The sequence below is a fragment of the Nonomuraea sp. LP-02 genome (assembly GCF_036289125.1).
In the GTDB taxonomy this organism is placed as follows: Bacteria; Actinomycetota; Actinomycetes; order Streptosporangiales; family Streptosporangiaceae; genus Nonomuraea; species Nonomuraea bangladeshensis.
This window is the reverse complement of record NZ_JAXCLK010000001.1, coordinates 6,821,921-6,847,598: the sequence shown is the minus strand read 5'-3', so window position 1 is coordinate 6,847,598 and position 25,678 is coordinate 6,821,921. Positions and strand designations below refer to the sequence as shown.

27 protein-coding genes and 1 riboswitch are annotated in these 25,678 nt (G+C 69.6%); of the genes, 9 read left to right on the top strand and 18 right to left on the bottom strand.

Annotated features, from left to right (window positions below):
- Window positions 1-123: 123 nt before the first annotated feature.
- Window positions 124-285, top strand: coding sequence for a hypothetical protein (locus tag SMD20_RS32250; protein WP_020540796.1), 162 nt, complete (start codon window positions 124-126; stop codon window positions 283-285).
- 115 nt (window positions 286-400) lie between these two features.
- Here SMD20_RS32250 and SMD20_RS32245 read toward each other — a convergent pair whose 3' ends face one another.
- The 7 genes from SMD20_RS32245 to SMD20_RS32215 form a co-directional block, all read right to left on the bottom strand.
- The gene (locus tag SMD20_RS32245) at window positions 401-682 is read right to left on the bottom strand and encodes a metal-sensitive transcriptional regulator (RefSeq protein ID WP_329588558.1); all 282 of its coding nucleotides are present in this window, start codon (window positions 680-682) and stop codon (window positions 401-403) included.
- Between the two features lie 38 nt (window positions 683-720).
- Window positions 721-1,788, bottom strand: a complete 1,068-nt coding sequence (locus SMD20_RS32240) for a glycosyltransferase (RefSeq protein WP_329588556.1) — start codon at window positions 1,786-1,788, stop codon at window positions 721-723.
- The gene (locus SMD20_RS32235; RefSeq protein ID WP_329588554.1) at window positions 1,785-2,579 is read right to left on the bottom strand and encodes a hypothetical protein; all 795 of its coding nucleotides are present in this window, start codon (window positions 2,577-2,579) and stop codon (window positions 1,785-1,787) included. Before SMD20_RS32235 ends, SMD20_RS32240 begins: the two co-directional genes overlap by 4 nt.
- A gap of 148 nt (window positions 2,580-2,727) precedes the next feature.
- Window positions 2,728-4,833: a (Fe-S)-binding protein gene (locus SMD20_RS32230; RefSeq protein WP_329588553.1), complete on the bottom strand. Its 2,106-nt coding sequence runs from the start codon at window positions 4,831-4,833 to the stop codon at window positions 2,728-2,730.
- Window positions 4,834-4,982: 149 nt separating this feature from the next.
- On the bottom strand, window positions 4,983-5,561 hold the full coding sequence (locus SMD20_RS32225; RefSeq protein WP_329588552.1) for a TetR/AcrR family transcriptional regulator: 579 nt from the start codon (window positions 5,559-5,561) through the stop codon (window positions 4,983-4,985).
- 43 nt (window positions 5,562-5,604) lie between these two features.
- On the bottom strand, window positions 5,605-6,375 hold the full coding sequence (locus SMD20_RS32220; protein WP_329588550.1) for a class I SAM-dependent methyltransferase: 771 nt from the start codon (window positions 6,373-6,375) through the stop codon (window positions 5,605-5,607).
- The gene (locus tag SMD20_RS32215; RefSeq protein WP_329588549.1) at window positions 6,372-7,181 is read right to left on the bottom strand and encodes a sugar phosphate isomerase/epimerase family protein; all 810 of its coding nucleotides are present in this window, start codon (window positions 7,179-7,181) and stop codon (window positions 6,372-6,374) included. Before SMD20_RS32215 ends, SMD20_RS32220 begins: the two co-directional genes overlap by 4 nt.
- 57 nt (window positions 7,182-7,238) lie before the next feature.
- Here SMD20_RS32215 and SMD20_RS32210 point away from each other — a divergent pair, with 57 nt between their 5' ends.
- On the top strand, window positions 7,239-7,934 hold the full coding sequence (locus tag SMD20_RS32210) for a class I SAM-dependent methyltransferase (RefSeq protein ID WP_329588548.1): 696 nt from the start codon (window positions 7,239-7,241) through the stop codon (window positions 7,932-7,934).
- Window positions 7,935-8,004: 70 nt separating this feature from the next.
- On the opposite strand, the gene SMD20_RS32205 is transcribed toward SMD20_RS32210, so the two are convergent.
- Complete coding sequence (locus tag SMD20_RS32205) at window positions 8,005-8,778, bottom strand: hypothetical protein (RefSeq protein WP_329588546.1); 774 nt, start codon at window positions 8,776-8,778, stop codon at window positions 8,005-8,007.
- 344 nt (window positions 8,779-9,122) lie between these two features.
- On the opposite strand from SMD20_RS32205, the gene SMD20_RS32200 reads away from it, so the two are divergent.
- From SMD20_RS32200 to disA, 4 genes are read left to right on the top strand one after another with little or no spacing between them, the layout of a single operon-like run.
- The gene (locus tag SMD20_RS32200) at window positions 9,123-9,491 is read left to right on the top strand and encodes a MerR family transcriptional regulator (RefSeq protein WP_329588545.1); all 369 of its coding nucleotides are present in this window, start codon (window positions 9,123-9,125) and stop codon (window positions 9,489-9,491) included.
- A gap of 4 nt (window positions 9,492-9,495) precedes the next feature.
- Window positions 9,496-9,801 (top strand): thioredoxin, encoded by a 306-nt coding sequence (gene trxA, locus SMD20_RS32195; protein WP_329588544.1) that lies wholly within the window; start codon window positions 9,496-9,498, stop codon window positions 9,799-9,801.
- Between the two features lie 36 nt (window positions 9,802-9,837).
- Window positions 9,838-11,247, top strand: a complete 1,410-nt coding sequence (gene radA, locus SMD20_RS32190; protein ID WP_329588542.1) for a DNA repair protein RadA — start codon at window positions 9,838-9,840, stop codon at window positions 11,245-11,247.
- A gap of 40 nt (window positions 11,248-11,287) precedes the next feature.
- Complete coding sequence (disA, locus tag SMD20_RS32185; RefSeq protein WP_329588540.1) at window positions 11,288-12,361, top strand: DNA integrity scanning diadenylate cyclase DisA; 1,074 nt, start codon at window positions 11,288-11,290, stop codon at window positions 12,359-12,361.
- Between the two features lie 20 nt (window positions 12,362-12,381).
- Here disA and SMD20_RS32180 read toward each other — a convergent pair whose 3' ends face one another.
- A complete protein-coding gene (locus SMD20_RS32180) occupies window positions 12,382-13,065 on the bottom strand; it encodes a hypothetical protein (protein WP_329588538.1) in 684 nt (227 codons plus the stop codon).
- A gap of 196 nt (window positions 13,066-13,261) precedes the next feature.
- Between SMD20_RS32180 and SMD20_RS32175 the strand changes: the two genes are divergently transcribed.
- The gene (locus tag SMD20_RS32175) at window positions 13,262-14,020 is read left to right on the top strand and encodes an A/G-specific adenine glycosylase (RefSeq protein WP_442942615.1); all 759 of its coding nucleotides are present in this window, start codon (window positions 13,262-13,264) and stop codon (window positions 14,018-14,020) included.
- Window positions 14,021-14,115: 95 nt separating this feature from the next.
- Here the strand turns inward: SMD20_RS32175 and SMD20_RS32170 are convergent, their stop codons facing one another.
- Both SMD20_RS32170 and SMD20_RS32165 read right to left on the bottom strand, forming a co-directional pair.
- Window positions 14,116-14,532, bottom strand: coding sequence for a cupin domain-containing protein (locus tag SMD20_RS32170; RefSeq protein WP_329588535.1), 417 nt, complete (start codon window positions 14,530-14,532; stop codon window positions 14,116-14,118).
- A gap of 14 nt (window positions 14,533-14,546) precedes the next feature.
- The gene (locus tag SMD20_RS32165; protein WP_091081346.1) at window positions 14,547-14,924 is read right to left on the bottom strand and encodes a cupin domain-containing protein; all 378 of its coding nucleotides are present in this window, start codon (window positions 14,922-14,924) and stop codon (window positions 14,547-14,549) included.
- A gap of 64 nt (window positions 14,925-14,988) precedes the next feature.
- On the opposite strand from SMD20_RS32165, the gene SMD20_RS32160 reads away from it, so the two are divergent.
- Entirely contained in the window at window positions 14,989-15,459 is a 471-nt protein-coding gene (locus SMD20_RS32160) for a MarR family winged helix-turn-helix transcriptional regulator (protein WP_329588533.1), read from the top strand.
- 6 nt (window positions 15,460-15,465) lie between these two features.
- On the opposite strand, the gene SMD20_RS32155 is transcribed toward SMD20_RS32160, so the two are convergent.
- The 6 genes from SMD20_RS32155 to SMD20_RS32130 all read right to left on the bottom strand — a co-directional run bounded on the left by SMD20_RS32155 (window position 15,466) and on the right by SMD20_RS32130 (window position 23,754).
- Window positions 15,466-16,404, bottom strand: a complete 939-nt coding sequence (locus SMD20_RS32155; RefSeq protein ID WP_329588531.1) for a sugar phosphate isomerase/epimerase family protein — start codon at window positions 16,402-16,404, stop codon at window positions 15,466-15,468.
- A 473-nt stretch (window positions 16,405-16,877) separates the two neighbouring features.
- The gene (locus SMD20_RS32150; RefSeq protein ID WP_329588530.1) at window positions 16,878-19,379 is read right to left on the bottom strand and encodes an ATP-dependent Clp protease ATP-binding subunit; all 2,502 of its coding nucleotides are present in this window, start codon (window positions 19,377-19,379) and stop codon (window positions 16,878-16,880) included.
- 913 nt (window positions 19,380-20,292) lie between these two features.
- Window positions 20,293-20,625: a histone-like nucleoid-structuring protein Lsr2 gene (locus SMD20_RS32145; RefSeq protein ID WP_329588529.1), complete on the bottom strand. Its 333-nt coding sequence runs from the start codon at window positions 20,623-20,625 to the stop codon at window positions 20,293-20,295.
- Window positions 20,626-21,136: 511 nt separating this feature from the next.
- Window positions 21,137-21,625, bottom strand: coding sequence for an RDD family protein (locus SMD20_RS32140; protein WP_329588527.1), 489 nt, complete (start codon window positions 21,623-21,625; stop codon window positions 21,137-21,139).
- A 127-nt stretch (window positions 21,626-21,752) separates the two neighbouring features.
- The gene (locus SMD20_RS32135) at window positions 21,753-23,099 is read right to left on the bottom strand and encodes an RDD family protein (RefSeq protein ID WP_329588526.1); all 1,347 of its coding nucleotides are present in this window, start codon (window positions 23,097-23,099) and stop codon (window positions 21,753-21,755) included.
- 85 nt (window positions 23,100-23,184) lie between these two features.
- Window positions 23,185-23,754 (bottom strand): amino-acid N-acetyltransferase, encoded by a 570-nt coding sequence (locus SMD20_RS32130; protein ID WP_329588524.1) that lies wholly within the window; start codon window positions 23,752-23,754, stop codon window positions 23,185-23,187.
- A 276-nt stretch (window positions 23,755-24,030) separates the two neighbouring features.
- A riboswitch (cyclic di-AMP (ydaO/yuaA leader) is annotated at window positions 24,031-24,181 on the top strand.
- 107 nt (window positions 24,182-24,288) lie between these two features.
- Between SMD20_RS32130 and SMD20_RS32125 the strand changes: the two genes are divergently transcribed.
- Window positions 24,289-25,230, top strand: a complete 942-nt coding sequence (locus SMD20_RS32125) for a C40 family peptidase (RefSeq protein ID WP_329588522.1) — start codon at window positions 24,289-24,291, stop codon at window positions 25,228-25,230.
- Window positions 25,231-25,267: 37 nt separating this feature from the next.
- Here SMD20_RS32125 and SMD20_RS32120 read toward each other — a convergent pair whose 3' ends face one another.
- Window positions 25,268-25,480: a LuxR C-terminal-related transcriptional regulator gene (locus SMD20_RS32120; RefSeq protein WP_329588520.1), complete on the bottom strand. Its 213-nt coding sequence runs from the start codon at window positions 25,478-25,480 to the stop codon at window positions 25,268-25,270.
- Window positions 25,481-25,678 lie beyond the last annotated feature (198 nt).

Sequence of the window (25,678 nt, the reverse complement as noted above, 5' to 3'; positions counted from 1 at the left end):
GGAAATGACCCCACTGGGGCCCCGGGGCGCCGAAAGGAATGACTCCGATGGGCCATGTCGCCCGAAGGGGGTCCCCCCGTAACCTCGGAGAGGGTGTGGGCTGCGGAAGGAAAGGACGACGCGGTGGGGCACGACGACCTGGACTCTCGGGTCCACGACCGTGTCGCGTTGGACGAGATTGCGCTCTACGCCGAGGTGCTCACGGCCGTGGCTGTCAGCGAGCGGCGGCTGACCTTGGACGAACTCGACGACGCGCTCGGATTGCGGACTTCGGCGAGCCGCTGAAGAAGCATCACGACGATTACCGAGCCCCGGGGACCTAGTTCCCGGGGTTTCGCATAACTAGTCACTTGCGCGGGCCGCCTCCTACGAAAGGAGGATGCCGGCCCCCACAAGATCCTTAAGACCGGACGAGGCGCGCGATGGCCGCCGAGGCCTCCTTCACCTTCGCCTCGGCCTCCGGGCCTCCGGTGTTGATCGCGTCGGCCACGCAGTGGGAGATGTGCTCCTCCAGCAGGCCCAGCGCCACCGCCTGGAGGGCGCGCGTGGCGGCGGAGACCTGGGTGAGGATGTCGATGCAGTAGGCGTCGTCCTCGACCATGCGCTGCAGGCCCCTGATCTGGCCCTCGACTCGCCGGAGCCGCGTCAGATAGGCCTGCTTGTCTCCGCTGTACCCATGCATGGTTCTACGGTACCCGGAACCCGTATGGGGAGCGGGGATCAGCGGAGATCCGCGATCAGCTTCTCCCACTGACCGGCGACCTCGGCCGCCGCGTGCCGGGTCGCGGTGTCGAGAGCGCCGGCCGCGAGCGAGCGCCGCCTGCGCTCGTCGTCGATCAGGGCCAGCAGCGCCGCCGCGAACATCTCCTCGTCGGCGCCGGACTCCGGCACCAGCACCCCGTTGTAGCCCGTGGCCACGAACTCGGCCGGGGCCCGCGCCCCCTCGTACGCCACCACCGGCACCCCGCAGCCCATGGCCTCCAGCACGGTCATGGCCTGGTCGTCGCCGCGCGAGGGGTTGGCCACGATCGACGCCTTGGCGAACTCGCCCGCGAGGTCGGGGGTGGTGCCCATGAAGTAGACGTGGTTGTGCAGGTCGAGCTCCTGCGCCAGGGCGCGCAGCCGGCGCTCCTCCGGGCCGCCGCCGTACAGTCGGAGCTGCCAGTCGGGGCGCTTGTCGGCCACGACCGCGAACGCCCGGATCAGCCGGTCGTAGCCCTTGACCGCCACCCAGCGGCCTCCGGCCGCGACGATCCTGTTGTCCATCCGTGAGCGCGGCCAGGGGCCGGCCGGCAGCGCGTCCTGCACGAAGCGCACGGCGGGCCCGTCGCCGAGCAGCCTGCCCCACTCCTCCTGGCCGGCCTCCGTGGCCGCCACGACGGCGTTGAGGCGCGGGTAGAACCGTCTGACGGGCGCCGGCACGGCGGGCCTGGCCCACTCCCTGGCGAGCTTCAGCACCTCGCGCGGCGCGTGCCTGGCCGCCTGGACGCCGAGCCCCGGCCTGGTCGTGACGAGCACGTCGCACCTGAGCCCGCGCAGCACCCGCCAGAGCGCGACCTCGGTGCGCACCTGGCCGCGCGGCAGCAGGTGCCGCACCCCCGGCCGGGCGTCCACGACGCTGCGCATGACGACGCGCGGGCCGACGGGGAAGAACGGCTTCTCCTTCTGCCGCCGTACGCTGATCAGCTCGACCTCGTGCCGCTCCGCCAGGGCGTTGGCCAGGTTGAGCGTCGCGCGTACATCACCCCGCATGCCGTAGGCGGACGGCAGGAGCAGGGCGATCCTCATGCGCCCACCTCGATGCGCAACTCGTCGTCGGCGGTGTAGCAGGGCCGTACGGGCACGCCGTCCACCTCGGCCGCCGGGTAGTGGAGCCGGCGGCGCTTGCCGTCGACGTCGTCGAGGCGCGAGGCGAGCCGCAGCGGCGCCGGCACCCCCGCGACCTGGAGCGCGGGCTCCCACGTGCCCGCGCCGTCGGGGTCGGCGGCCAGCACGTCCACGAGCGAGACGGCCGCGTGGAAGCGCACGCCCTGGACGTACGCCGTGGCCGACACCCGGGCGCCGGCCTGCCGCCGGTCGAGGGTGAGCGTGGCCTCGTGGCGGGAGTCGTCGTCCTCCAGCCCGGTGTAGGTGAGCAGCCCCATGACCTCGAAGCGGCCTTCCCTGAACCACACCCTGCGCACCTCGGCCCCGGGCTCGGCGTCGGTGATCTTCAGGGCCAGGTAGCCGTTGCGGGTCCGGTAGGAGCGGTAGGCGAGGGTGCGCCGGCACAGGGCGTACGCGTCGAGGTGGTCGAGCGAGAAGCCCGGGTCCACGCTCTGCAGCCGGCTGCGCCGGCCGTCGTGGCGCAGGAAGGCGTCCCAGCGGCCGGCCGTGAGGTCGAGCGGCGCCAGCGAGACCGCCAGCGTGGCCTCGCGCGCCCGCGCCCCCGGCGTGCCGAGGCGGACCTCACGCTCCACCCCCGTGGTGCGGTGCCGCAGGACGAGCTCGGTGCCTTCGCGGAGTGGTTCGTCGATGGCCAGTCGCAGGGAGAGCACGTCGGCCAGGGTCACCTCGGCGTCGGTGACGACGACGCCCATCGCGAGCCCCCTCCCCGTCGAATAGACCCATGCGACGTTGAGGTTACCGTGATTTTCCCGTTATGTGGATGGCAGATTTCTTGTCGTCACCCTTGTCGACACACGAAACTCCTCCACACGGGGTGTGGAGGAGCTCCGTTTCGCGTCCTCAGGAAGCGCCCTTGACCGATTTGATCAGGAGCTGGGCGACGTCCACGACTTCCAGCGACTCCTTGGCCTCGCCGCTGTTCTTCTTCTCGTTGATCGCGTCACCGAGCATCACCATGCAGAACGGGCACGCGGTGGAGACGGTGTCGGGGTTGGTGGTCAGCGCCTCGTCCACGCGCTCGGTGTTGATGCGCTTGCCGATGCGCTCCTCCATCCACATGCGCGCGCCGCCCGCGCCGCAGCAGAAGCCGCGGTCCTTGTGCCGGTGCATCTCCTGCGTCTGCACGCCGGGCACCTTGGCCATGATGTCGCGGGGCTGGGAGTAGACCTTGTTGTGCCGGCCGAGGAAGCACGGGTCGTGGTAGGTGATCTTCTCCTCGATCGGCGTGACCGGGGTGAGCAGGCCCTCGTCCACCAGCTTGGCCAGGAGCTGGGTGTGGTGCACGACCTCGTACGTGCCGCCGAGCTGTGGGTACTCGTTGGCGAGGGTGTTGAAGCAGTGCGGGCAGGTCGCGACGATCTTCTTGACGCCGGCCTCGTTCAGCGTCTCGATGTTCTGCTGGGCGAGCATGTTGAACAGGTATTCCATGCCGAGGCGGCGGGCCGGGTCGCCGGAGCAGGCCTCCATCGGGCCGAGCACCGCGAACTTCACGCCGGCGATGTGCAGCAGCTCCGCGACCGCCTTGGTGGTGCGCTTGGCGCGGTCCTCCAGCGCGCCCGCGCAGCCGACCCAGAACAGGTATTCGGTGCCCTCGGGCATCTTGTCCTCGACGATCTCGACCTCGAAGTCGAGCTCCTCGATCCAGTCGGCCCGCTTCATCTCGGACATCCCCCACGGGTTGCCCTTGTTCTCCAGGTTCTTGACCATCACTCCCGCCTCGGACGGGAACGACGACTCCACCATCACCTGGTAGCGGCGCATGTCGAGGATGTGGTCGATGTGCTCGATGTCCACCGGGCACTGCTCGACGCAGGCGCCGCAGTTGGTGCACGACCACAGCACGTCGGGGTGGATCACGCCGTCCTCGCCGACCAGCGGCTTGTCCAGCAGCGCCAGCACGTCGGTGTCCTTGTGCTCGACGCCGTTCGCGGCCGCCAGCAGGTAGGGGGCCACCTGGAAGGCGTGGTCACGCTGGTCGAGGATGAGCATCTTGGGCGACAGCGGCTTGTCGGTGTTCCAGGCCGGGCACTGCGACTGGCAGCGGCCGCACTCGGTGCAGGAGTAGAAGTCGAGGAAGCCCTTCCACGTGGTGTCGGCGATCTTGCCCCGGCCGAGCCGCTCGGGGTCGAGGTCCTCGTCCTCGAAGTCGACCGGCTTGCCGTCCACCCGCATCTCCGGCGCGGCGCCGAGCCCGTCGGGGCGGCGCGAGAACAGCACGTTGAGCGGCGCGGTGAAGATGTGCAGGTGCTTGGAGTTCACCACGATGACCAGGAACACCAGCATGAAGCCGATGTGCAGGAGCAGCGCGATCTCCTCCAGCAGCCCGCTCGCCGGGAGCACCTCGCCCAGCGCCAGCGACGCGAACGCGCCGGAGGAGTAGGGGAGGTTGCCGTTGGCGGCGGCGGCGCCGCGGGCCAGGAACAGCGTCCAGATGATGTTGAAGATCATGAACAGGACGAGCCAGGCGCCGCCCAGGTGCGAGCCGGAGAAGCGGGACTTGCGGCCCAGCGTCTTCGGCGAGTTCTTCAGCCGGATGATCGCGAAGGCGGCCAGGCCGAGGAGACAGGCGACGGCGATGAAGTCCTGCAGGAACCCGAGGACCGCCCACTGCCCGATGAGCGGGATGTGGAAGTTCGGGCGGCCGGTGATCGCCCCCTGGATGATGGCGCCGTACGCCTCGATGTAGACGGTCAGCAGGATGAAGAACGCCCACATGACGAAGAAATGGGCCACGCCGGAGGGCGTCCACTTCAGCAGCTTCTTCTGACCGAAGACCTCGACCAGCTGCGCCTTCAGCTCCTCGCCCGCGTTCGCCTTGGCGTACTCGACGCGTTCGGGCGCGGGCGGCCCCACAGTGGCGAGCTTGTACAGGAACTGAACCCGGCGGCCGGCGACGGCCACCGCCAGGACGGTCATGACGAGCCCGATGATGGCTACCCAGAGCACGGGGTCCTCCCACAGACGACGTTGGCTGTCGCTGGCTGTCAAGCGTACGTGCAGCCGTTATACAGACCTCACCCCGGATCCTACCGGCCGGTAACATACCTGGGGTACGCGACATACCCTAAGGTGGCAGGCCCCTCCAGAACAATGCTCTAGCCTGTGAAGTACCTCTGGAGCGTCGGGGCGAGCAGCGCCACCAACTCCTCCGGGTCCGCGCTCGCCATCGGCTCCAGCTTGAGCACGTACCGGGCCATCACCACGCCGAACATCTGCGCGAAGGCGGCCTCGATCCGCAGGTGCGGCACCCCGAGCCCGTCGGCCACCCTGAACAGCAGCGCGTTCGTGATGAACTCGCGGAACATCGCCTGCGCCTGCTCGTTCGTCATCGCCGAGCGGAGCAGCGCCACCAACGGCTCGCGGGTCTCCGGCGCGGCCGTCACCCGGAGGAGCAGGCGCACCAGCCGCTCCCCCACCTCCTCGCGCGGCCCCTCCAGCAGCTCGGGCAGGACCGCCTCCGGGGTCAGCGGCAGGCGCATGGCCGCCGCGAAGATGCCCTCTTTCGTGGCGAAATAGTGATGAACGAGCGCCGGGTCGACGCTCGCCTCCCTGGCGATGCCGCGCACGGTGGCCTTGTCGAACCCCTTCTCCGCGAACACCCGCCGGGCCGCCGTCAGGATCTCCCCGCGCGTGTCCGCCGACCCGGGCCGCCGACCGGGGCCCCTTTTGCTCATGGCCTCGCTCCGCGAGGCAGGCTCGGTCGCCATACGCCGCCCGTCACCGGCCCACTGCCAGGTAGACGCGCATCGGCACCGAGAGCATGCCCTCGGGGAACTCCCGGCGCAGCTCCGTACGCTGCCGTTCCACGAGCGCGTCGGCCGCCTCCGCGGGCAGCGCCGCCATGTACGAGTGGGAGCGCAGGTCGAGCAGGAAGTCCTCGATGCCGACCAGGCGGGTCCACGGGAGCCACCGCTCGGCGATCACCTCGAAGGCCGCGGCGATCGGCGGCACCGCCCACTCCTCCACCGCCGGCCCCCAGTAGGCGGGCACCTCCTCGGCCAGCCGGGCCTCGTACGCGGCCAGCCACTCGGCCTGGGCCGCGTGGTGCAGGTTCCAGCAGCCCACGATCGCCCCGTGGGGCCGCAGCACCCGCCGGGCCTCGGCGATGGAGGCCGCGGGGTCGAGCCAGTGCCACGACTGCCCGTACGTCACGAGGTCGGCCACCCCGTCGGCCACCGGCAGCACGTTGCCGTCGCCCTGCACGGCGGCGACCAGCGGCGGCTCGCCGTCGGCGCGCGAGCGCAGCCGGGCCAGCATCACCGCGGCAGGGTCCACGGCGACCACGTGGGAGCCGCGCGCCCGCAGCGCCCGTGTGAGGATGCCGGTGCCCGCCCCGACGTCGACCGTGGTCGCGCCGTCGAGGTCCACGCCCGTGAGCTCGCACACCGCGCGGAACATCTCGTCGGGATAGCTGGGCCGCCCGGCCTCGTAGGCGTCGGCCACGCGGTCGAAGACCCCGCCCAGCTCCCGCATCGGACCGATGTTCATGTGGTGGCCGCCAGATGGAGCCGGGCGAAGGCCAGCCCCTCCGCCAGGTCGTCGATGCGCTCGGTGCGGCTGGCCGCCTTGCGGGTGTTGATCTCCAGCACGACCAGGCCGGAGTAGCCGGTGTTGGCCAGGCGCTCCAGGACCTGGGCGCACGGCTGGTTGCCCCGGCCCGGCACCAGGTGCTCGTCCTTGTTGGTCACGCCGATGCCGTCGGCGAGGTGCAGGTGGGCGAGCCGGTCGCCGAGCTTGGTCGTCATCTCCATCGCGTCGGAGCCCGACACGGCCGTGTGCGACAGGTCGAGCGTGACCTGCGGGAAGTCGTAGTCGATCGGGTTCCAGTCGGGCGCGTACGGCACCACGTCACTCCCCCTGGCCCGCAGCGGGAACATGTTCTCGACCGCGAACGTGACATTCGTCTCGTCGCGCATCCTCGCGAGCCCGGCCTCGAACTCGCGGGCGTAGTCGCGCTGCCAGCGGAACGGCGGATGGACCACGACCGCGGAGGCGCCGAGCCGCTCGGCCGCCTTCTGGGCCTTGAGCAGCTTGGCCCACGGGTCGCGCCCCCACACCCGCTGCGTGACCAGCAGGCAAGGGGCGTGAATCGCCAGCACGGGCACCTGATAGTGATCGGAGAGCCGCTCGATCACGTCGATGTCCTGGCTCACGGGATCGGCCCCGACCATGATCTCCACGCCGTCGTAGCCCAGGCGCGCGGCCAGCTCGAACGCGTCAGGAGTGCGTTCCGGATATACCGAGGCGGTGGACAATGCGATCTTCGCATTGGGCACGCGGATGACATCAGCCACGTTGCCAGCCTAAGCCGGAGAAGCCGATAAGGCGCGCGACGCCCTAGCGTTGTGGGCATGCCACGCATTGCGAGGGGGGCGATTCCCAGCCCGAACATCTGGAACACTCCGCAGGTCTACGAGTTGGAGAACCGCGCCGTCGATCCCGATCGGGCCGCCGACGCGGCGATGCGCGCGGTGCGCTCCTGGGACGGCGCCACCGTGCTGGACATTGGTTGCGGCACCGGCTACCACCTGCCCGGCCTGGCCGCGGTCGCCGCCCGCGTGATCGGCGTGGAGCCGCACGGCGACCTCGCCGCGCTGGCCCGCCGCCGCTGCGCGCTCGCCAACGTGGACGTGCACGCCGCCGTGGCCCAGGACCTGCCGCTGCCGGACGCGAGCGTGGACGTGGCCATGGCGCGGTGGGCGTACTTCTTCGGGCCGGGCTGCGAGCCGGGGCTGCGTGAGCTGTCCCGGGTGCTGCGGCGCGGCGGCACCGCGTTCGTCATCGATCTGGACGCCACCCGCGGCGCGTTCGGCCGGTGGTTCTCGCGGACGGTGCCGGCGTACTCGGCCCGCGAGGTCGAGGCGTTCTGGGACCGCCACGGCTGGCAGCGCCGCCCGCTCGACCTGCGCATGGCCTTCGAGCGCCGGGCCGACCTGGAGGCGGTGCTGCGCATCGAGTTCGCGCCCCAGGTGGCCGAGCAGGCCATCACCGAGACCCCGGGCCTGGAGCTCGCCTACCCGAACGTGCTCCGCTGGCGCCACTACTGAGCGGGTGGAGCCTCCGACGGGACGAGTCGTCCCCACGGAGGCTCCACCCGGCCGCTCGTCGCGGGACGGGCTAGTTCCGGCACGCGGTGGCGGGAGTGACGGGATGGGGTGAACAGTTGGTCGGGGTGTTGCCCAGCACGATCGCGGCCGTCAGCCTCACGGCGCTGGCGCCGTTCTCGTTGTCGATGCCGCCGGGCGGGGTGGTCGCCTTGTTGTTGTTGACCAGGCTGCGGGTGACGGTCGCGGTGCCGGGAGCGAGATTCGCGATGCCTCCTCCGACCGTGCCGGCCTCATTGCGGGTGATGATGCTCTGAGCCACCGCGAGGGTTCCGTCGTTCGCTATTCCGCCACCTTTCTCCCCGGCCCGGTTGCCGCTGATGACGGTGTCGGTGAAAGTCATTATCCCGTTGTTGCCCGCACCGCCGCCGTTCCTGGTCGCGGAATTGCCTTGAATAATGCTGTTCGACACATTGACGACGGTTCCGCCAAGGGCGCCGATGCCGCCGGAGAAGGTGGCCGTGTTTTTCTGGATGAGCACCGCGTCGAGGTTCGTGGTCCCGCGGTTGACCGCGATGGCTCCGCCGAGTCCGCCCGGAGAGATCGTCGCGTCGCCCTCTCTGAGCCTGACGCGGTCGAGGGTGAAGTTGGCGTTGACGGTGAACAGGCGGAACTTCGCCGTGGCGCTCCGCTGGATCGTGCTGTTGCGCCCGTGGATGGTGAGGGGTCTGTTGATCGTCAGGCCGGTCGTGTTGATCGGGTTGAAGGTGCTGTTGTTCAGCACGTAGGTGCAGCCGGGCGTCAGATTGAGCGTGGCGCCGGACGCGGCGTTGCTGATCGCGTTCACCAGGGCGCTCCCGGAGCACGGCACGGTCGCCAGCGCGTTTGCCGCCGGCATTCCGGCCGTGAGCGCCGCGGCCGCGAGAATGGCGCCCCCGGCAGCCCGGTGGATCCTGTTTGCACGCATTTAATTGTTCCCCCGAATCGTACTGATCGCGAAATGCGCAGTAGTGAGCGTGAACGGTCATCCCCGGGGACGATCACCCTTACACGTATGACTTATCGGGCATGAAACCAAAAGCGGGTCATATATGACAAGGAGCTATTCAAGCCTTTACGAAATCAGGAACGAGTACGGCCGCCGCGGGCCTACTTCCCTTGACGCCGGTGTCAACGTTTACCGTGGAGGGCATGCGCATCGGAGAGCTGGCGGAACGCACCGGGGCGAGCACCCGCTCGCTCCGGTACTACGAGCAGCACGGCCTGCTCCAGGCCCGTCGCGACCCCAACGGCTACCGGCAGTACACCGAGGAGGACGTGAGGCTCGTCACCGAGATCCGCGCCCTGCTCGCGGTCGGGTTCTCCCTGGAGGACACCCGGCCGTTCGTCGACTGCCTGCGCAGAGGGCACAGCACGGGAGGCTCGTGCGCCGAGTCCGTCGAGGTCTACCAGCGCAAGCTCGACGAGATCGACGCCGAGATCCGGGTCCTGCTCGGCCGCCGCGCCGAGGTCGCCGCCCAGCTCGCCGAGTCGTGCCCAGGATGTTTCGTGAGGGGATGAAGACATGATCACGTTGACCACCGAGAACTTCGAGGAGCAGGTGCTCAAGAGCGACCGGCCGGTGCTGGTCGACTTCTGGGCCGAATGGTGCGGGCCGTGCCGGATGGTGGCGCCCGTACTGGAGCAGATCGAGGCCGAGCGCGGCCTCACCATCGGCAAGCTCAACACTGACGAGAACCCCGAGATCATGGCCAAGTACGGCGTCATGGGCCTCCCGACGCTGCTGCTGTTCGAGAACGGCGAGCCGGTCAAGCGGGTCATCGGCGCCAAGCCCAAGCGCCTCCTGGAGTCCGACCTGGGCCTGATCTAGCCCGGACTGTCGTAGCTCGGCGCTAGCCTGCTCGGCATGGCGAAGACGTCTGCCCCGAAGCCCGGTTACCGCTGTGCCGAGTGCGGATGGCGCACCACCAAGTGGGTCGGCCGGTGCGGCGAGTGCCAGGCATGGGGCACGGTCGACGCGGAGGGCGGCCGGGCCGGCGTCACCATCGTCCAGGGCGGCGCCACCACCGGGCCCGCCCTGCCGATCGCCCAGGTCAAGGCCGAGGTCGCCACGGCACGCAGCACCGGGGTGAGCGAGCTCGACCGGGTGCTCGGCGGCGGCCTGGTCCCCGGCGCGGTCGTGCTGCTGGCCGGCGAGCCCGGCATCGGCAAGTCAACGCTGCTGCTGGAGGCCGCCGCCCGCATCGCCGAGCGCGAGACCGTCCTCTACGTCACCGGCGAGGAGTCCGCCGCCCAGGTGCGGCTGCGCGCCGACCGCATCGACGCCATCCGGCCCCAGCTCTACCTCGCCGCGGAGACCGAGCTGTCGGCGCTGGTCACCCACGTCGAGAAGGTCCAGCCCACGCTGCTCGTCGTCGACTCGGTGCAGACGATCGGCTCCGCGCAGGCCACCGGCGTGCCCGGCGGCGTCACCCAGGTCCGCGAGGTCGCGGCCAACCTCGTACGCCTGGCCAAGGAGCGCAACATGGCCACCGTCCTCGTCGGCCACGTCACCAAGGAAGGCTCCATCGCCGGCCCCCGCACCCTGGAGCACCTGGTCGACGTCGTGCTCAACTTCGAGGGCGACCGCTACTCCCGGCTCCGCATGGTCCGCGCGATCAAGAACAGGTTCGGCCCCACCGACGAGGTCGGCTGCTTCGACCTGCACGAGCGCGGCATCGAGGGCATCACCGACCCCAGCGGCCTGTTCGTCTCCCGGCGCAGCGAGCCGGTGCCGGGCACCTGCGTCACCGTCACCGTCGAGGGCACCCGGCCGCTGCCCGCCGAGGTGCAGGCCCTGGTGGCGCGCACCGAGGCGCAGCAGCCCCGGCGCACCTCCTCCGGCCTCGACACCTACCGCGTGCAGATGATCCTCGCCGTCCTGGAGCGGCGGCTCAACGCCCGGCTCGGCGGCTGCGACGTCTTCACCGCCACCGTCGGCGGCATCAAGCTGGCCGACCCCGCGGTCGACCTGTCGGTCATGCTCGCGGTGGCGAGCGCCGCCGGCGACAAGCCGCTGCCCGCCGGGCTGGTGGCGCTCGGCGAGGTCGGCCTGGCCGGCGAGCTGCGGCCGGTAAAGGACGTCCGCAGGCGGCTCACGGAGGCCGCCCGGCTCGGCTTCAAGCGGGCGCTCGTCCCCGCCGGTTCGCTGGAGGACGGCACCCGCAGGCACAACGGCCAGCGCGCGCTCGTGCCCGTCGGGCCCGTGGCGTTCGCCCCCGGGTTCGAGGTCGTCCAGGCGGAGAACGTCTGGGACGCACTCACACACGTCACATAGCGCCGCTAAGCTGGGCGTGACCGATCGACACGGGGGTCAGGTGGATAGGAGTCTGGACGACCGCCGGCGCGAAGCTCTGGCGGCGGTGGCGCCGGGCACGCCCCTGCGCGACGGCCTGGAGCGCATCCTGCGCGGGTCCACCGGCGGGCTGATCGTTCTCGGCTACAACGACGACGTCGAGATGGTCTGCAGCGGCGGGTTCACCCTCGACGTCGACTTCTCGGCGACCCGGCTGCGCGAGCTCGCCAAGATGGACGGTGCCATCGTGATCAGCGGCGACGACAAGATCGTACGCGCCGCCGTGCACCTCGTGCCCGACCCGTCCATCCCCACCGACGAGTCCGGCACCCGCCACCGCACCGCCCAGCGCGTCGCCCGGCAGACCGGCCTGCCCATCATCGCGATCAGCAAGTCGATGCGCATCATCGCCCTCTACCTCGACGGCATCCGCTACGTCCTGGAGGAGTCCGCGGCCATCCTGTCCAAGGCCAACCAGGCCCTGGCCACGCTCGAACGCTACAAGCACCGCCTCGACGAGGTCTCCGGCACGCTGTCGGCCCTGGAGATCGAGGACCTCGTCACCGTCCGCGACGTCGCCGCCGTCGCGCAGCGGCTGGAGATGGTGCGGCGCATCTCCGACGAGATCAAGGGCTACGTCGTCGAGCTCGGCACCGACGGGCGGCTGCTGTCCCTGCAGCTCGACGAGCTGGTGGCCGGGGTCGACTCCGAGCGGGAGCTGGTCGTGCGCGACTACCTTCCCGCGCCCTCGGGCCGGCGCCACAAACGGCTGCCCGAGGCCATGCACGACCTCGACCAGCTCTCCGGGGCCGACCTGCTCGACCTGTCCGCGGTCGCCCACGTCCTGGGGCACGGGGCCGACAAGCTCGACAGCCCGGTCAGCCCGCGCGGCTTCCGGCTGCTCGCCAAGGTCCCCCGCCTGCCCGCCACCGTCGTCGACCGGCTGGTCAACCACTTCGGCGGGCTGCAGAAGCTGCTCGCGGCCAGCATCGACGACCTGCAGGCCGTGGGCGGGGTCGGCGAGTCGCGTGCGCGCAGCGTCCGCGAGGGCCTCTCCCGCCTCGCCGAGTCCTCGATCCTCGAACGCTACGTCTGAACGACGACCGGCGGGCGGGGTCACCGGAGGTGGAAGACGCCCTTGGGGCTGCGGAGTTTGCCGAAGCGGGCCATGGCGACGTACGTGCCGGGCAGCGCGGCCGGCGGCGTGGAGCGGCAGTCGGCGCTGGAGCGCTTCCTGTCCCAGTTCAGCGACCGCACGTACGGCACCCCGCGCTGCAGCTCGGCGACGTCCTCGCCGGCCCCGCTCACGCAGTCGGCCGTCGACCAGATGCGGTCCTGGCCGGACATGATGCGGATCTCCATGTCCCGAGGGCCGACGTCGGCCCTGCACATCACGGGCCCCGTGTTGACGAGCGTGACGATGAAGGACGGCCGGGAGCCGCCCGCGTAGATCTGGTCCTTGCCGCCCTGCAGGCTCAGCACGAGGTCCTCCTCGGCGCAGGGCGCGCCCGCCCGCCTGACCCGGCTGGGCGACGGGCTCGGCCGTCGGGCGCTGGGCGTGGGCGTGGGGGTGGCGGTGCCCATGGCGAGCGTACGCAGCCCCGCCAGCAGCGGATCGACCGCCGGCGAGACGCTGGGCGAGACCTTGACCTCCGAGGAGCTCTGCTCCGGCCCGCCCTTGCTCCCGCTGGAGCACGCCCAGGCCACCACGGCCACCACGACGAGCACCGCTACCAGCACGCTCATCCGGCGCCGCCAGTAAACGTCACCGCCGTCGCCACGCATCGTCTCCGGATCCATGAGACCCAGCATGGTAACCAGAAGGTCACTTAGGGTGACGACACGCCGAGGTCATTCCCATCGGCATACCCTTGTCGGCGTGGTTGAGCCTCATCTTCTGCACAACGCTGTCCTCAGTTGGTACGAAGACAACGCAAGAGACCTCCCCTGGCGGGCCGCCGACGCAACGCCCTGGGGGGTGCTGGTCAGCGAGATCATGCTGCAGCAGACCCCGGTCGTCCGCGTCCTGCCCGTCTGGCACGAGTGGATGGAACGCTGGCCGACCCCCAAGGATCTCGCGGCCGAGCAGCCTGGCGAGGCGGTCCGGCACTGGGGAAGGCTCGGCTACCCGCGGCGGGCGCTGCGCCTGCACGCCTGCGCACGGGCGATCACCGACGAGCACGGCGGCGAGGTGCCCGCCGATCACGCGACGCTGCTGGCCCTGCCGGGCATCGGCGAGTACACCGCCGCCGCGGTCGCCAGCTTCGCCTACGGCGGACGGCACGCGGTGCTGGACACCAATGTCCGGAGGGTGTTCGCCAGGGCCGTACGCGCCGAGGAGTACCCTCCTACGGCCACGTCAGCGGCCGAGCGGCGGCTCGCCGAGGCCCTGCTGCCCGAGCTGGGCGCGGCCCGCTGGGGCGTGGCGGTGATGGAGCTGGGCGCCCTGGTGTGCTCGGCCCGCGCGCCGCGCTGCGCCGACTGCCCCATCGCGGACGTGTGCGCCTGGCGGCTGGCGGGCAAGCCGCCGCACGCCGGCCCCGCGCGCAAGGGCCAGACCTACGCCGGCACCGACCGCCAGTGCCGGGGGCGGCTGCTGGCGGTGCTGCGCGAGGCCCACGGTCCGGTGCCGAAGGCGGCGCTCGACGTGGTGTGGGACGACGCGGTCCAGCGCGAACGCGCCCTGGACGGCCTCATCGCCGACGGCCTGGCCGAAGCCCTCGACGACGACACCTACCGCCTCCCCCACGCCTGACCCACCCGCCGCACCCGACCCGAACCCCCCCCGGACCCGCCCCGGAGCCCTCGCGCTCCGGGGCCGCTGGGCGCCCGGCGGCGGTTTGCCGGGGGTCAGCTGACCCAGGGCGGGACCAGGCGTTCGGAGCCCTTCGGAGCCAGGTCGCAGGCGTCAGGGGCGGACGTACCGTCCGGGTTGTAGACCTTCGTCCCGGCCGGCGCGGTCACGATCGACACGAACCCCCGCGCCGGATCGGCGAACATCCGCCGGCTCACGTCCGCGGGCAGCACCATCGTGTCCCCCGCCGCGACCTCGTGGCGCTCCTCGCCCAGCTCCACCACCGCGGCTCCGTCGAGCCACGTCCACAGCACCTCGGCGTCGAAGGCGTGCACCGGCCCCTCCATGCCGGGACGGGCGTCCACCCGCCACACGGCCTGCTCAGCCTGCCCCTGCGTCGGGGAGGCGAGCGTGGTCATCACGCCGTTGGGCGTCTCGGTACGCCGGCATTCGGCGTTCGGCACGACAGACATGCGCGTCCTCCCTTTCACGCGATCCACGGCGGGGTGCCGAGGTCGGCCCCGTCGGCGGACATGGCACGGGCGCCGGCCCGGGCGGTGACGACGGCGGTGTAGCCGGCGTCCGGGCCGGCGGTGACGCGGCGCGGCGTGCGCGCCGGCATGACGACGGTGTCGCCCGCCGCCACGGCGAAGCTCTCCTCGCCGAGCTCGACGGTCGCCGTACCGTCGAGCCAGCTCCACACCTGCTCGACGTCGAAGTCGTGCAGCGGCCCTGCCACGCCGGGCTTGGCCTCCACACGCCAGAGCGACCGCCCGGCCGCTCCCTGGGTGGGCGAGGCGAAGGTCGTCATGACCCCGCCGGGTGTCTCGGTACGCCGCGCGTCGGCGGCACGAATGACGGTCATGTGGGAAACCCCTTAGGATAGGAAACCACGTTGTCCATCAACATAGTCAATCAGGTTGTCTATTGTGTCAAGCGACGCCCCTGGATTCGAGTTGCCGCTGCGCCTGCTGCTGGCGTTCCGGGCGCTCATCGACGAGCTGCACGCCGAGCTGTCCCGGCAGGGACATCCCCACATCAGACCCATGTACGGATTCGTCATGCAGGCCATCGGCCCCGACGGCACGACGGCCGTCGAGCTGGGCCGCGCGCTGGGCGTCTCCAAGCAGGCGGCCGGCAAGACCGTCGAGTCGCTGGAGCGCGTCGGCTACGTGGAGCGCGCCACCGATCCCGGCGACAGCCGGCGCAAGATCGTACGGCTGACGCCGTACGGGATGGACGCGCTCCACCGCTCGGCCCGCATCTTCGACGACCTCCGCGCCCGCTGGGCCGCCGAGCTGGGCGTCGAGCGGCTGCGGGCGCTGGAGGCCGACCTGCGCAAGGTCACCCCGGCCAATCCGTGGCGGCTGGACACGCCCGCCTGGTTCACCTCCCTCTGAGGGAGGTCAGGCGGCCAGCTGGAGGCCCAGGCCGGTCAGGTTGCTGCGGGCCCAGTCCAGCTCCTCGGCCAGCAGCGACACCAGCGCCCCCGGCCCCTTGGCGCGTCCCGGCACGGCCAGGTTGTGCGTCTCGACCTCGATGTGGGCGCTGCCGCTGACCGCGCCCGACAGCATGGCCGTCAGCGTGTCGTGCAGCACCTCGCCGGTGCTGGACGTCCGGCCGGTGTGGTTGTGCACGTGGCCGAGCTTGACGACCGGCGCACCGGCCGCGGCCAGGTTCTTGAGCGCCGCGCCCGGCTCCTCGTCCCCGGAGGCGAGGTGGCAGGCGTCCAGGCACACACCGAGGTGCTCGGAGTCGATGCCGCCGACCCGCTCCAGCGCCTGCTCGGTGGTCTCCAGCACGCAGCCGGGCCACGGCTCGAAGCCGACGCGGATCGTCTTGCCCGTGACGCTGTGGATGCCGCGCAGCTCGCGGGCCAGGCGCTCCAGGCGGCGGGTGGCGATGTTGTGCAGGTCGGCCGGCCAGTCGCGCCGCCAGCCGATCGGTATGGTCGAGATGCTGCCGAAACGTACGTCCTCGGGCAGCAGGAACGCGAGGATGCGGGCCAGCGCCATCGTGTAGCGGTAGCGCTCGGGCTTGGCCCAGTCGGGGCCCGGGACCTCCTGGTTGCGGCCGCCGGTGCCGTTGAGGCTCACGACCTCCAGGCCGCGCTCCTCCAGGGAGCGGCGCAGCCGTACGAGCTCGATGCGGTCGGCGGTGAGGTGGTCGGCGACGCTCGGCGACAGCCACAGGCCGATGCCCATCCGCTCGACGCCGAGCCGCTTGCGCACCGGCACGGCGTAGCGAGTGAGATGGGCGATCAGGTTCTCCAGGTCTTCAGCGGGATGGACGCCTGCGTTGTAGGCGAGGTGAACGAGCGTTCCGTCATCGTGACGCAGGCGCATCGGTTTCCTCCACGGCTTGCTTATGTGTGTCCGTCGCCCGCCTCGGACGTGCCGGACCTCGTCGAGCATGACTGCTCGCGGGTCCCGCCGGCGTCCGCCCAGAGTTGATTTCCGACTACTCCCCGGGGAGCAGGCCCCCACGTTAGGGACGCGCTCTTGCGGCTCACTTGGATGAGACTTGGCTCTACTCTACGCAGTGTAGTACTACCAACGGTGGCGGGATACCCGGTCATCCAACAATTACGCAACGACGTGGTGACCACGGGCGAGCCGCCGCCTGGAAGGGGCGCTGACCGGCCCCAGGAGCCACGGAGAGCGCTCCCCGCCCGGGGCGGCGACGAACTTCTCACGTCCGTGACCTGTGACGCCACACGATGCCACAGAGCGCCGCACCCCGGAGACGCGAAAAGCTCCCGTGTGACGAAGCACACGGGAGCTCTTCGGTCACGTCCGGCGCCGGAGCGCCGGAGGTGTCAGTGCTGAATCGGAGCCGCGATGGCCGCCGCCGAGTCGGGCACCTTCGAGGACGTCTCGCCCCGGAAGATGAACTTGGCCTCGTCGCCCTCGCCCTCGATCGTCACCTTCACGACCTGCCCCGGACGGAGCTCGCCGTAGAGGATCTTCTCCGAGAGGGAGTCCTCCAGCTCGCGCTGGATGGTCCGGCGCAGCGGCCGGGCGCCCATCACCGGGTCGTAGCCGCGGTCGGCCAGCAGCTGCTTGGCCTCCTGCGAGACCTCGAGCCCCATGTCGCGGTCCTTCAGCCTCGCGTCGACCTGGGCGAGCATCAGATCCACGATCTGGATGATCTCGACCGGCGTGAGCTGGTGGAAGACCACGATGTCGTCGACACGGTTGAGGAACTCCGGCCGGAAGTGCTGCTTGAGCTCCTCCTGGACCTTCGCCTTCATCCGCTCGTAGTTGGACTCGGTGTCGTTGGACTTCGCGAACCCGACCCCGATGCCCTTGGAGATGTCACGGGTGCCGAGGTTGGTGGTCATGATGATGACCGTGTTCTTGAAGTCGACCACGCGACCCTGGGCGTCGGTCAGGCGACCGTCCTCCAGGATCTGCAGCAGCGAGTTGAAGATGTCGGGGTGGGCCTTCTCGATCTCGTCGAACAGGACCACGGAGAACGGCTTGCGCCGCACCTTCTCGGTGAGCTGGCCGCCCTCCTCGTAGCCGACGTAGCCGGGAGGCGAGCCGAACAGCCGGGAGACGGTGTGCTTCTCCATGAACTCCGACATGTCCAGGCTGATCAGCGCGTCCTCGTCACCGAAGAGGAACTCCGCCAGAGCCTTGGACAGCTCGGTCTTGCCGACGCCGGAGGGGCCGGCGAAGATGAACGAGCCGCCGGGACGGCGCGGGTCCTTCAGCCCGGCGCGGGTGCGCCGGATGGACCGCGACAGGCCCTTGATGGCGTCGTCCTGGCCGATGATCCGCTTGTGGAGCTCGTCCTCCATGCGGAGCAGGCGCTGCGACTCCTCCTCGGTCAGCTTGAAGACCGGGATGCCGGTGGCGGTCGCCAGGACCTCGGCGATGAGCTCCTGGGTGACCTCGGCCACGACGTCCATGTCGCCGGCCTTCCACTCCTTCTCCCTGCGCTCGCGCTTGAGCTGGAGCTGCTTCTCCTGGTCGCGGAGAGCGGCGGCCTTCTCGAAGTCCTGCGCGTCGATCGCGGACTCCTTGTCGCGGCGCACGTTGGCGATCTTCTCGTCGTACTCGCGCAGGTCCGGCGGAGCGGTCATCCGGCGGATGCGCATCCGGGAGCCGGCCTCGTCGATGAGGTCGATCGCCTTGTCGGGCAGGTAGCGGTCGCTGATGTAGCGGTCGGCCAGCTGCGCCGCGGCCACCAGCGCGTCGTCCGTGATGGACACGCGGTGGTGCGCCTCGTAACGGTCACGCAGACCCTTGAGGATCTCGATCGTGTGGCTGAGCGAGGGCTCGGCCACCTGGATCGGCTGGAAGCGACGCTCGAGCGCGGCGTCCTTCTCAAGGTATTTGCGGTATTCGTCGAGCGTGGTCGCGCCGATCGTCTGCAGCTCGCCGCGGGCCAGCATCGGCTTGAGGATGCTGGCGGCGTCGATCGCGCCCTCCGCGGCGCCCGCACCCACGAGCGTGTGCAGCTCGTCGATGAACAGGATGATGTCGCCGCGCGTGCGGATCTCCTTGAGCACCTTCTTCAGGCGCTCTTCGAAGTCGCCGCGGTAACGGGAGCCGGCGACCAGGGCGCCGAGGTCAAGCGTGTAGAGCTGCTTGTCCTTCAGCGTCTCGGGCACCTCGCCCCTGACGATCTTCTGCGACAGGCCCTCGACGACGGCGGTCTTGCCGACGCCGGGCTCGCCGATGAGAACGGGGTTGTTCTTGGTCCTCCGGGAGAGGACCTGCATGACCCGCTCGATCTCCTTCTCACGGCCGATGACCGGATCCAGCTTGCCCTCGCGGGCCGCCTGGGTCAGGTTGCGGCCGAACTGGTCGAGCACCAGGGACGTGGACGGGGCCGACTCCTGGGGGCCGCCCGCGGCCGCCGGCTCCTTGCCCTGGTAACCGTGCAGCAACTGGATCACCTGCTGCCGGACACGGTTGAGATCAGCTCCAAGCTTGACCAGCACCTGGGCCGCCACACCCTCACCCTCGCGGATGAGCCCGAGCAGGATGTGCTCGGTGCCGATGTAGTTGTGGCCCAGCTGCAGAGCCTCACGGAGCGACAGCTCGAGGACCTTCTTGGCCCGCGGGGTGAAGGGAATGTGCCCCGACGGAGCCGACTGGCCCTGGCCGATGATCTCCTCGACCTGCTGACGCACACCCTCAAGGCTGATGCCCAGGCTCTCCAGAGCCTTGGCGGCAACGCCCTCACCTTCGTGGATCAAACCAAGAAGAATGTGCTCAGTGCCGATGTAGTTGTGGTTGAGCATCCTGGCCTCTTCTTGGGCCAAGACGACAACACGCCTCGCTCGGTCGGTGAACCTCTCGAACATCTCGTCGCTCCTCACAGAGCGGTCAGTCAGGGCCGGTAAATCCGGTCCCGTCCTCCCGCATGCTAGCCCTGGCTCGGCGAACCGTGCCCACTCGCCTCTGACACGCTCTATAGCAGAGACGTTCCCCGAGAGCAGGGCGTTCACCCTCTATCCAACTACTGTTCGGGGGTCACGTGTTCCCGATACGCCGCAAGCGAACGATGTTTAGGCCGCTACGGGGAGACGACACCGAATTGCCGCCGCGGCGTATGCAGATCGACACGGATCGGCCGCCGGACGCCCGGGTGATGCGGCCCGGCGAAGGGGTCGCGCCCGCCGCATCGCCGATGATGCCGCGTCCGTTTCTCACGCGTAATCATCCTATGTCGTGTGGCGGGGATGGCCAAGCGCGGTCACAACGCCCTGAGCATGCCCGGTGCCTACCGCTCCCGTCGCTAATGCTCATCCGGTCAGCCGGGTTACCGGCCTCATCACGCGGGCGCGCGGGGACCGGGCATTGTGCGCACCCGCCCCGCCAAGCCGGTTTTGCCCCGCCTCTCGCAGACGCTTCCCAGCTTTTACTCAGGAACACGACGAGGAACGCGACGAGAAGACGACGGGGAACACGGAGGGGAACATGACGGGGAACGCGGTGGAGGAGCCCGCGTGCATGCCCGGAGGAACGGGCCGCGGGGGCCTCTCGGCTTTGGAGCAGGCCGGGGACGACGCTTCACATATGCGGGCGCGGCCGGCGAATCGACGGCCGACACCAGCCGCGACAGCCGATCAAAACGCCCGCATATGTGGGCGCATCAGTAGATCGTCCTCTGGGGCGTTCCACCATTCGAGACGCCCCTGAATACGATCATGCGCTTATGGCGGCCGCCGGGGTCCAAGGCGAACGGCATAAGCGCACGGTCGAGCGACGACTCTTTCAGTGAGCCGCCTCGTACTGCTCGACGACGGTGGAGGCGATACGGCCGCGCTCGCTGACCGGCAGGCCGCGGGACTTGGCCCACTGCCGGATCTCCGAGCTCTTCTCCCGGGTCATCGCACGGTTGCCGCCGCGGGTGCGACGACGCGTGGTGGTGGCGCCCGCCCGGCGCGCGTGCTGCACGAAAGGCGAGAGCGCGTCCCTCAGCTTCTTGGCGTTAAGGTCGCTGAGGTCAATCTCATAGGAGGAGCCGTCAATAGCGAAGCTGACCGTCTCATTGGCCTCGCCCCCATCGAGGTCATCGATGAGAATCTCCTGGATGTGCTTGGCCATCTACGCAATCCTTTCGCGGGCATTGTTTCATTCGCCTGCCCAAACATATACCCGAAAAGGCGCGGAGACAATTCAGCACAGCGGGGATTCGGCTGACTGGCCGATCAGTTCTGCTTCTCGGCCGGCTGCTGAGCCTTAGGCCGCCGCCCGGCGCCCTCGTGGCGGACCAACTTCACCACGCCAAAGATGAAGGCTCCGCCGACCACGGCCGGGGGGATGAGCGCTGACAATACATCTGTTAGGGCTTCCATTCGTCCTCGCCTCCACGGCTGACGGGGTTTGGGGGGCGCTATATGCGCCCGGGGCCGCTGCCCGGAGGAGCGTGACCCCAGTGCAGCGTACGGCGACAACCGCCCGCAACTGACCATAGCGGCACACACATGCACTGCGAGTCTCAGGGGCGCCGACATCCGGCAACCCGGACGCCCCATAGCCTAATGGCAGTCTCTCCAGACTCCTTACCGGATCAAGCGGAAATTTTGCGAAAGGCATCCGCCCAGGTGTGGAAGGCTCAGCGAAGATCTTTTACCACACGCGTTCCGGCCAGCCGGTCGTGCGGGCCGCGCTCCAGCGGCTTGTCCATCAGGATCAGCAGCCCCACCGCGAACAGCAGCATTCCGGCCAGGAGATTGACCACCGGAATGCCGATCAGCATGAGCGCACCCGGATAGACCAGGGCCCGTTTCAGGGCCGCCCTGGACGTCAGCGCCTCGGGAGACAGGCGAATCCGCATGATCGCCTTGCCGAACGTCCGGCCCCCGTGGGAATGGGCCCACCAGTCGTAGGCGGTATAACCGGCTCCGGCGACCAGCGCGGCGCCCACGCCGGGCAACCTGCCGTCCAACAGCCCCAACAACCCGACAGTCCGGAAGACGCCCCAGAGCGCGATGAACAGAATGTAATAGAAGACCCCGAAGACGAGCGCTTCAATCAGCCGGGCGCCGAGGCGTTCCCACCATTCCGCCGGCAGCGTGTCCGCTCGCGGCGCGGTCCCGGTCATAACCTCCACCTCGCGTCGTCGGCGGCCCCGAATGGGGGAGTGCGGATGTCACCATTCTGGTACGGCCCGGCGGGCAAAACATAGGGGCCGGCGGTAAGCCGGCCCCCAGGTTCGCGTCCCGCGCGGACTACTTGATCTTGACGACCACCGTACGCGCGAACTTGTCGGCGAACGTCTGCTGCAACGGCTTGTCCCAGAGCTGGGAGGCGCCGTTGAGTGCAACGCCCGCGTAGGCGAACACCCAGCCGAGCAGCGGGATGGCGTTGAGCACCCACCAGCCCCACGTGCCGCCGGCCCGCTTGAGCGCGGCGTCGTTCGGCAGGCCCTTGGGGGGCATGGGCTGGCCGACGAGGACGACCTTGATGCCCATCACCATCTTGCCGACGGTCTGGCCGCTCATCTTCAGGAGGAAGAAGTCGTAGGCCACCCAGAGGGCCGCCGCGATCAGCGCCGACAGGATGCTGACGACGAACGACGAGGCGATGCCACTGCTGCTGCCGTCGAGCGAGCTGTAGCTCGCCACGAAGAAGATGCCGAGGATCAGGCCCACGATGAAGTTGATGACGAACAGGATGACGCCGTCGATCAGCCTGGCCACCAGGCGCTGCCACCACTCGGCGAGCGGGGCGGGCGCGCCGGGCGGCTGGACGCCGACCGGCTGGCCGTAACCGGGCTGGCCGTAGCCCTGCTGCTGCCCGTAGCCCTGCTGGCCGTAACCCTGCTGACCGTACTGCTGGTCGCCGTACTGCTGGCCGTACTGCTGCTGCTGGCCGTAGCCCGGCTGGGACTGGCCCTGCTGCCCGTAGCCCTGCTGGCCGTAGTCGGGCTGCGACTGCGGCTGCTGGCCGTACTGAGGCTGCTGGCCGTAACCCTGGCCGTACTCGGGCTGGGACTGCGGCTGCTGACCGTAGCCCTGGCCGTAGTCGGGCTGCGACTGCGGCTGCTGGCCGTACTGAGGCTGCTGGCCGTAGCCGGGCTGGGTGCCGTACTGGCCCGAGGAGGGCTGCTGGCCGTAGCCGGGCTGCGACTGCGGCTGCTGACCGTACTGCGGCTGCTGGCCGTAGCCCGGCTGGGACTGGCCCTGCTGGCCGTAGCCCTGGCCGTAGTCGGGCTGGGACTGCGGCTGCTGGCCGTATTGGGGCTGCTGGCCGTAGCCCTGCTGCTGGCCGTACTGCGGCTGCTGGCCGTAGCCCTGCTGGCCGCCGTACTGGGGCTGCTGACCGTAGCCCTGCTGACCGTAGTCCGGCTGGGACTGCGGCTGCTGGCCGTATTGAGGCTGCTGGCCGTAGCCCTGCTGCTGCTGGTTGTAGGGGGACTGTCCGAAGGCGTCGTCCGCCCGGTAGCCGACCACGGTGGCGTCGGGGTCGGGCTCGCCGGGGTGACGGCCCTGGTGCTGCTGGCCGTAGGGGGGATTGCCAGGCGCGGAGTTCTCGCCGGATTCGTCTTGCGGATACGGCGGCTGTCCGGTGCTCACCGTGTCACCTCGCTTCGCGTGCGCATGTGGCACGTGTCAGGGCACATGCCTGTGCTGCCCAACGTATCGACATAGGTATCAACAATCACCTTTCCAATTGGTCAAGGTCCGCGTCACCCGATGTCAGATGGAGCAGCATGCGGGTGTTGCCCAGGGTGTTCGGCTTGACGTGCTCCAGGTCGAGGAACTCGGCCACACCCTCGTCGTACGAGGCCAGAAGTTCGGCGTAGACCTCCGGTGAGACCGGGGTCCCCTGGATAGGCCGGAACCCGTGCCTGGCGAAGAATTCGATCTCGAAAGTGAGACAGAACACCCGCCGCAGACCCAGATCCTTCGCCTGCTGTATGAGCGCCTCCACGATCCGGTGACCGATGCCCAAGCCCCGGACTTCCGGATCGACGGCGACCGTGCGGACCTCGGCGAGATCCTCCCACAGGACGTGCAGGGCGCCACAGCCGGCGACCCGCCCGCCGAGATCGGCTACCCAGAACTCCTGTACGTCCTCGTACAGCGTCACCGTGGTCTTCTCCAGGAGCCGGGGACCCGCGCCCGCGTAGGTGTCGACCAGGCGCCTGATGCCGCGGACGTCGGGCGTGCGGGCACGCCGGACCACCACCGCGGTCTCGGGCGCTGTCAGCTCGGCCACCTGCTCCATGGCTCTCCAGAGTACAGATGTCATTACGGCTCGGACCTAACTCCCTCAACCGCCCCGTACCCGGGGTCCCGCACGGCTGTCCAGGCGCAGGTCCGACGTTCGCCGACGCCGAGCAAAACCAAGGGCAAAAAGGACATAAAGTCTCTTCTGTACGCTTGATCACGAGATCACCTTGTGACCCTTCGGTTGTGAAACCTCAACAGATCAAGCAGTTCTGGTTGAGCAGGAACCGGGAGTGCATTAGTGTCCAGCGACGACGTTCCCCGCGTGTCGCACGCGGGAGACACGCCCAATTCCCGCAAGGGAAGCCGGGGACCCGCCGATGGCGCCCGCCGCACGCCATCACAGGGGTGAATCCGAAACGTTCGGTAGGGCTCCTCCGGCCCGAACCCGTCAGCTAACCCGGTAGGCGTCGAGGAAGGGAGCCGGTTGGTGAAGCGCACGCGCACGCGTGGGGACGAGAGGACGGCGGGCGGGAACGCCCCCCATCGGGAACGGTTCCGGCGACCGTTCCGCCTCGGAGCGGCGGTCCTGATGGCCGCCGCGTTACTGGCGGCCCCCATCGCCCCGGCGTCCGCGGAGCCCAAGCCCTCGCTCAAGGAGCTGTCGGAGCGGGTCGAGAAGCTGCACGTCGAGATCGAGACGCTCACGGAGCAGTACAACGGCCAGCGGGAGAAGTACAAAACCGCCAAGAAGGCCGCCGACGCCGCCCAGAAGACTTTGACCGACAGCCAGGCCGATCTCGCCGCCAAGCGCGCGAAGGCCGTCATGCTCGCTCAGAACGCCTACATCACCGGCGGGCTCAACCGCTCGCTCGCCTTCATGCAGTCCGACGATCCCGAGAAGTTCCTCGACCGGGCCGCGACCACGCACGCGCTGGAGACGCAGCAGAGCGAAGAGGTCAACCAGCTGCTCAAGGCCATGGACGCGGCCACCCGCGCCGAGGCCGGCGCCAAGACCCGCATGGAGGAGTTGCGCGGGATCGTGGCCGACCTCGACGCCAAGCGCGACAAGATCACCGCCCTCGTGGCCAAGACGGAGAGCAGCCTCTTCCGTCGCGCCCTCGGCGAGGCCGGGCAGCCCGGCACCCGCGCCGTACGCGTCAACCTGCCGATCCCCGGCACCGGCAAGGCCGCCGCGGCCGCCAGGTGGGCGCTCACGCAGCAGCTCAAGCCGTACGTGTGGGGCGCCGGAGGCCCCAGCTCCTACGACTGCTCCGGTCTGGTCATGGCCGCCTTCCGGCGCGTCGGCATCTCGCTGCCGCACTACACCGGCGACCAGTGGACCGCGGGCCGGCACATCTCACGCGAGGAGATGCGCCCAGGCGACCTGGTCTTCTTCTACAACGACCTGCACCACGTCGGCATCTACATCGGCGGGGGCATGATGGTGCACGCCCCGCGCACCGGCGACGTCGTACGAGTGGCCGCGCTCGGCAACCGGCCCTTCGCGGGCGCGGTGCGCATCGCAGACTGAGCCGGCATGACCCGGTTGATCCCTGCAGAGCGTCCCGTCAGATGAGATGGCGGCGTGCCGCCCAGGCCACGGCCTCGATGGCCGTGGCCACGCCGATGCGATCGCAGATGCCGCGCAGTCTTCGGCGCACCGTGCGTCCGCTGATGTCCAGACGTCTCCCCACTCGATCCACAGTGACGCCCTTGGCCAGCTCGCCGAGTAAAGCCAGATCCGCGTGGCTCAGCTCAACGCCTTCAGTGAGCACGTCCATCGGGAGCCCTCCCCCCCAACAGCAGAATTTGGACCTCACAACGGGCCAAAGCCGCTCGTCTCGCAGAAGGTAAACGCATCTCTGAAAGGTCGTCAAGCGTGATAAATCCCGCCCTTGACGAGCGCTATTGACATGATCGCGCATATGTGACCTACTCGCCATATGCCGACCGGACGCTGGATGCGCGATGACCGATCT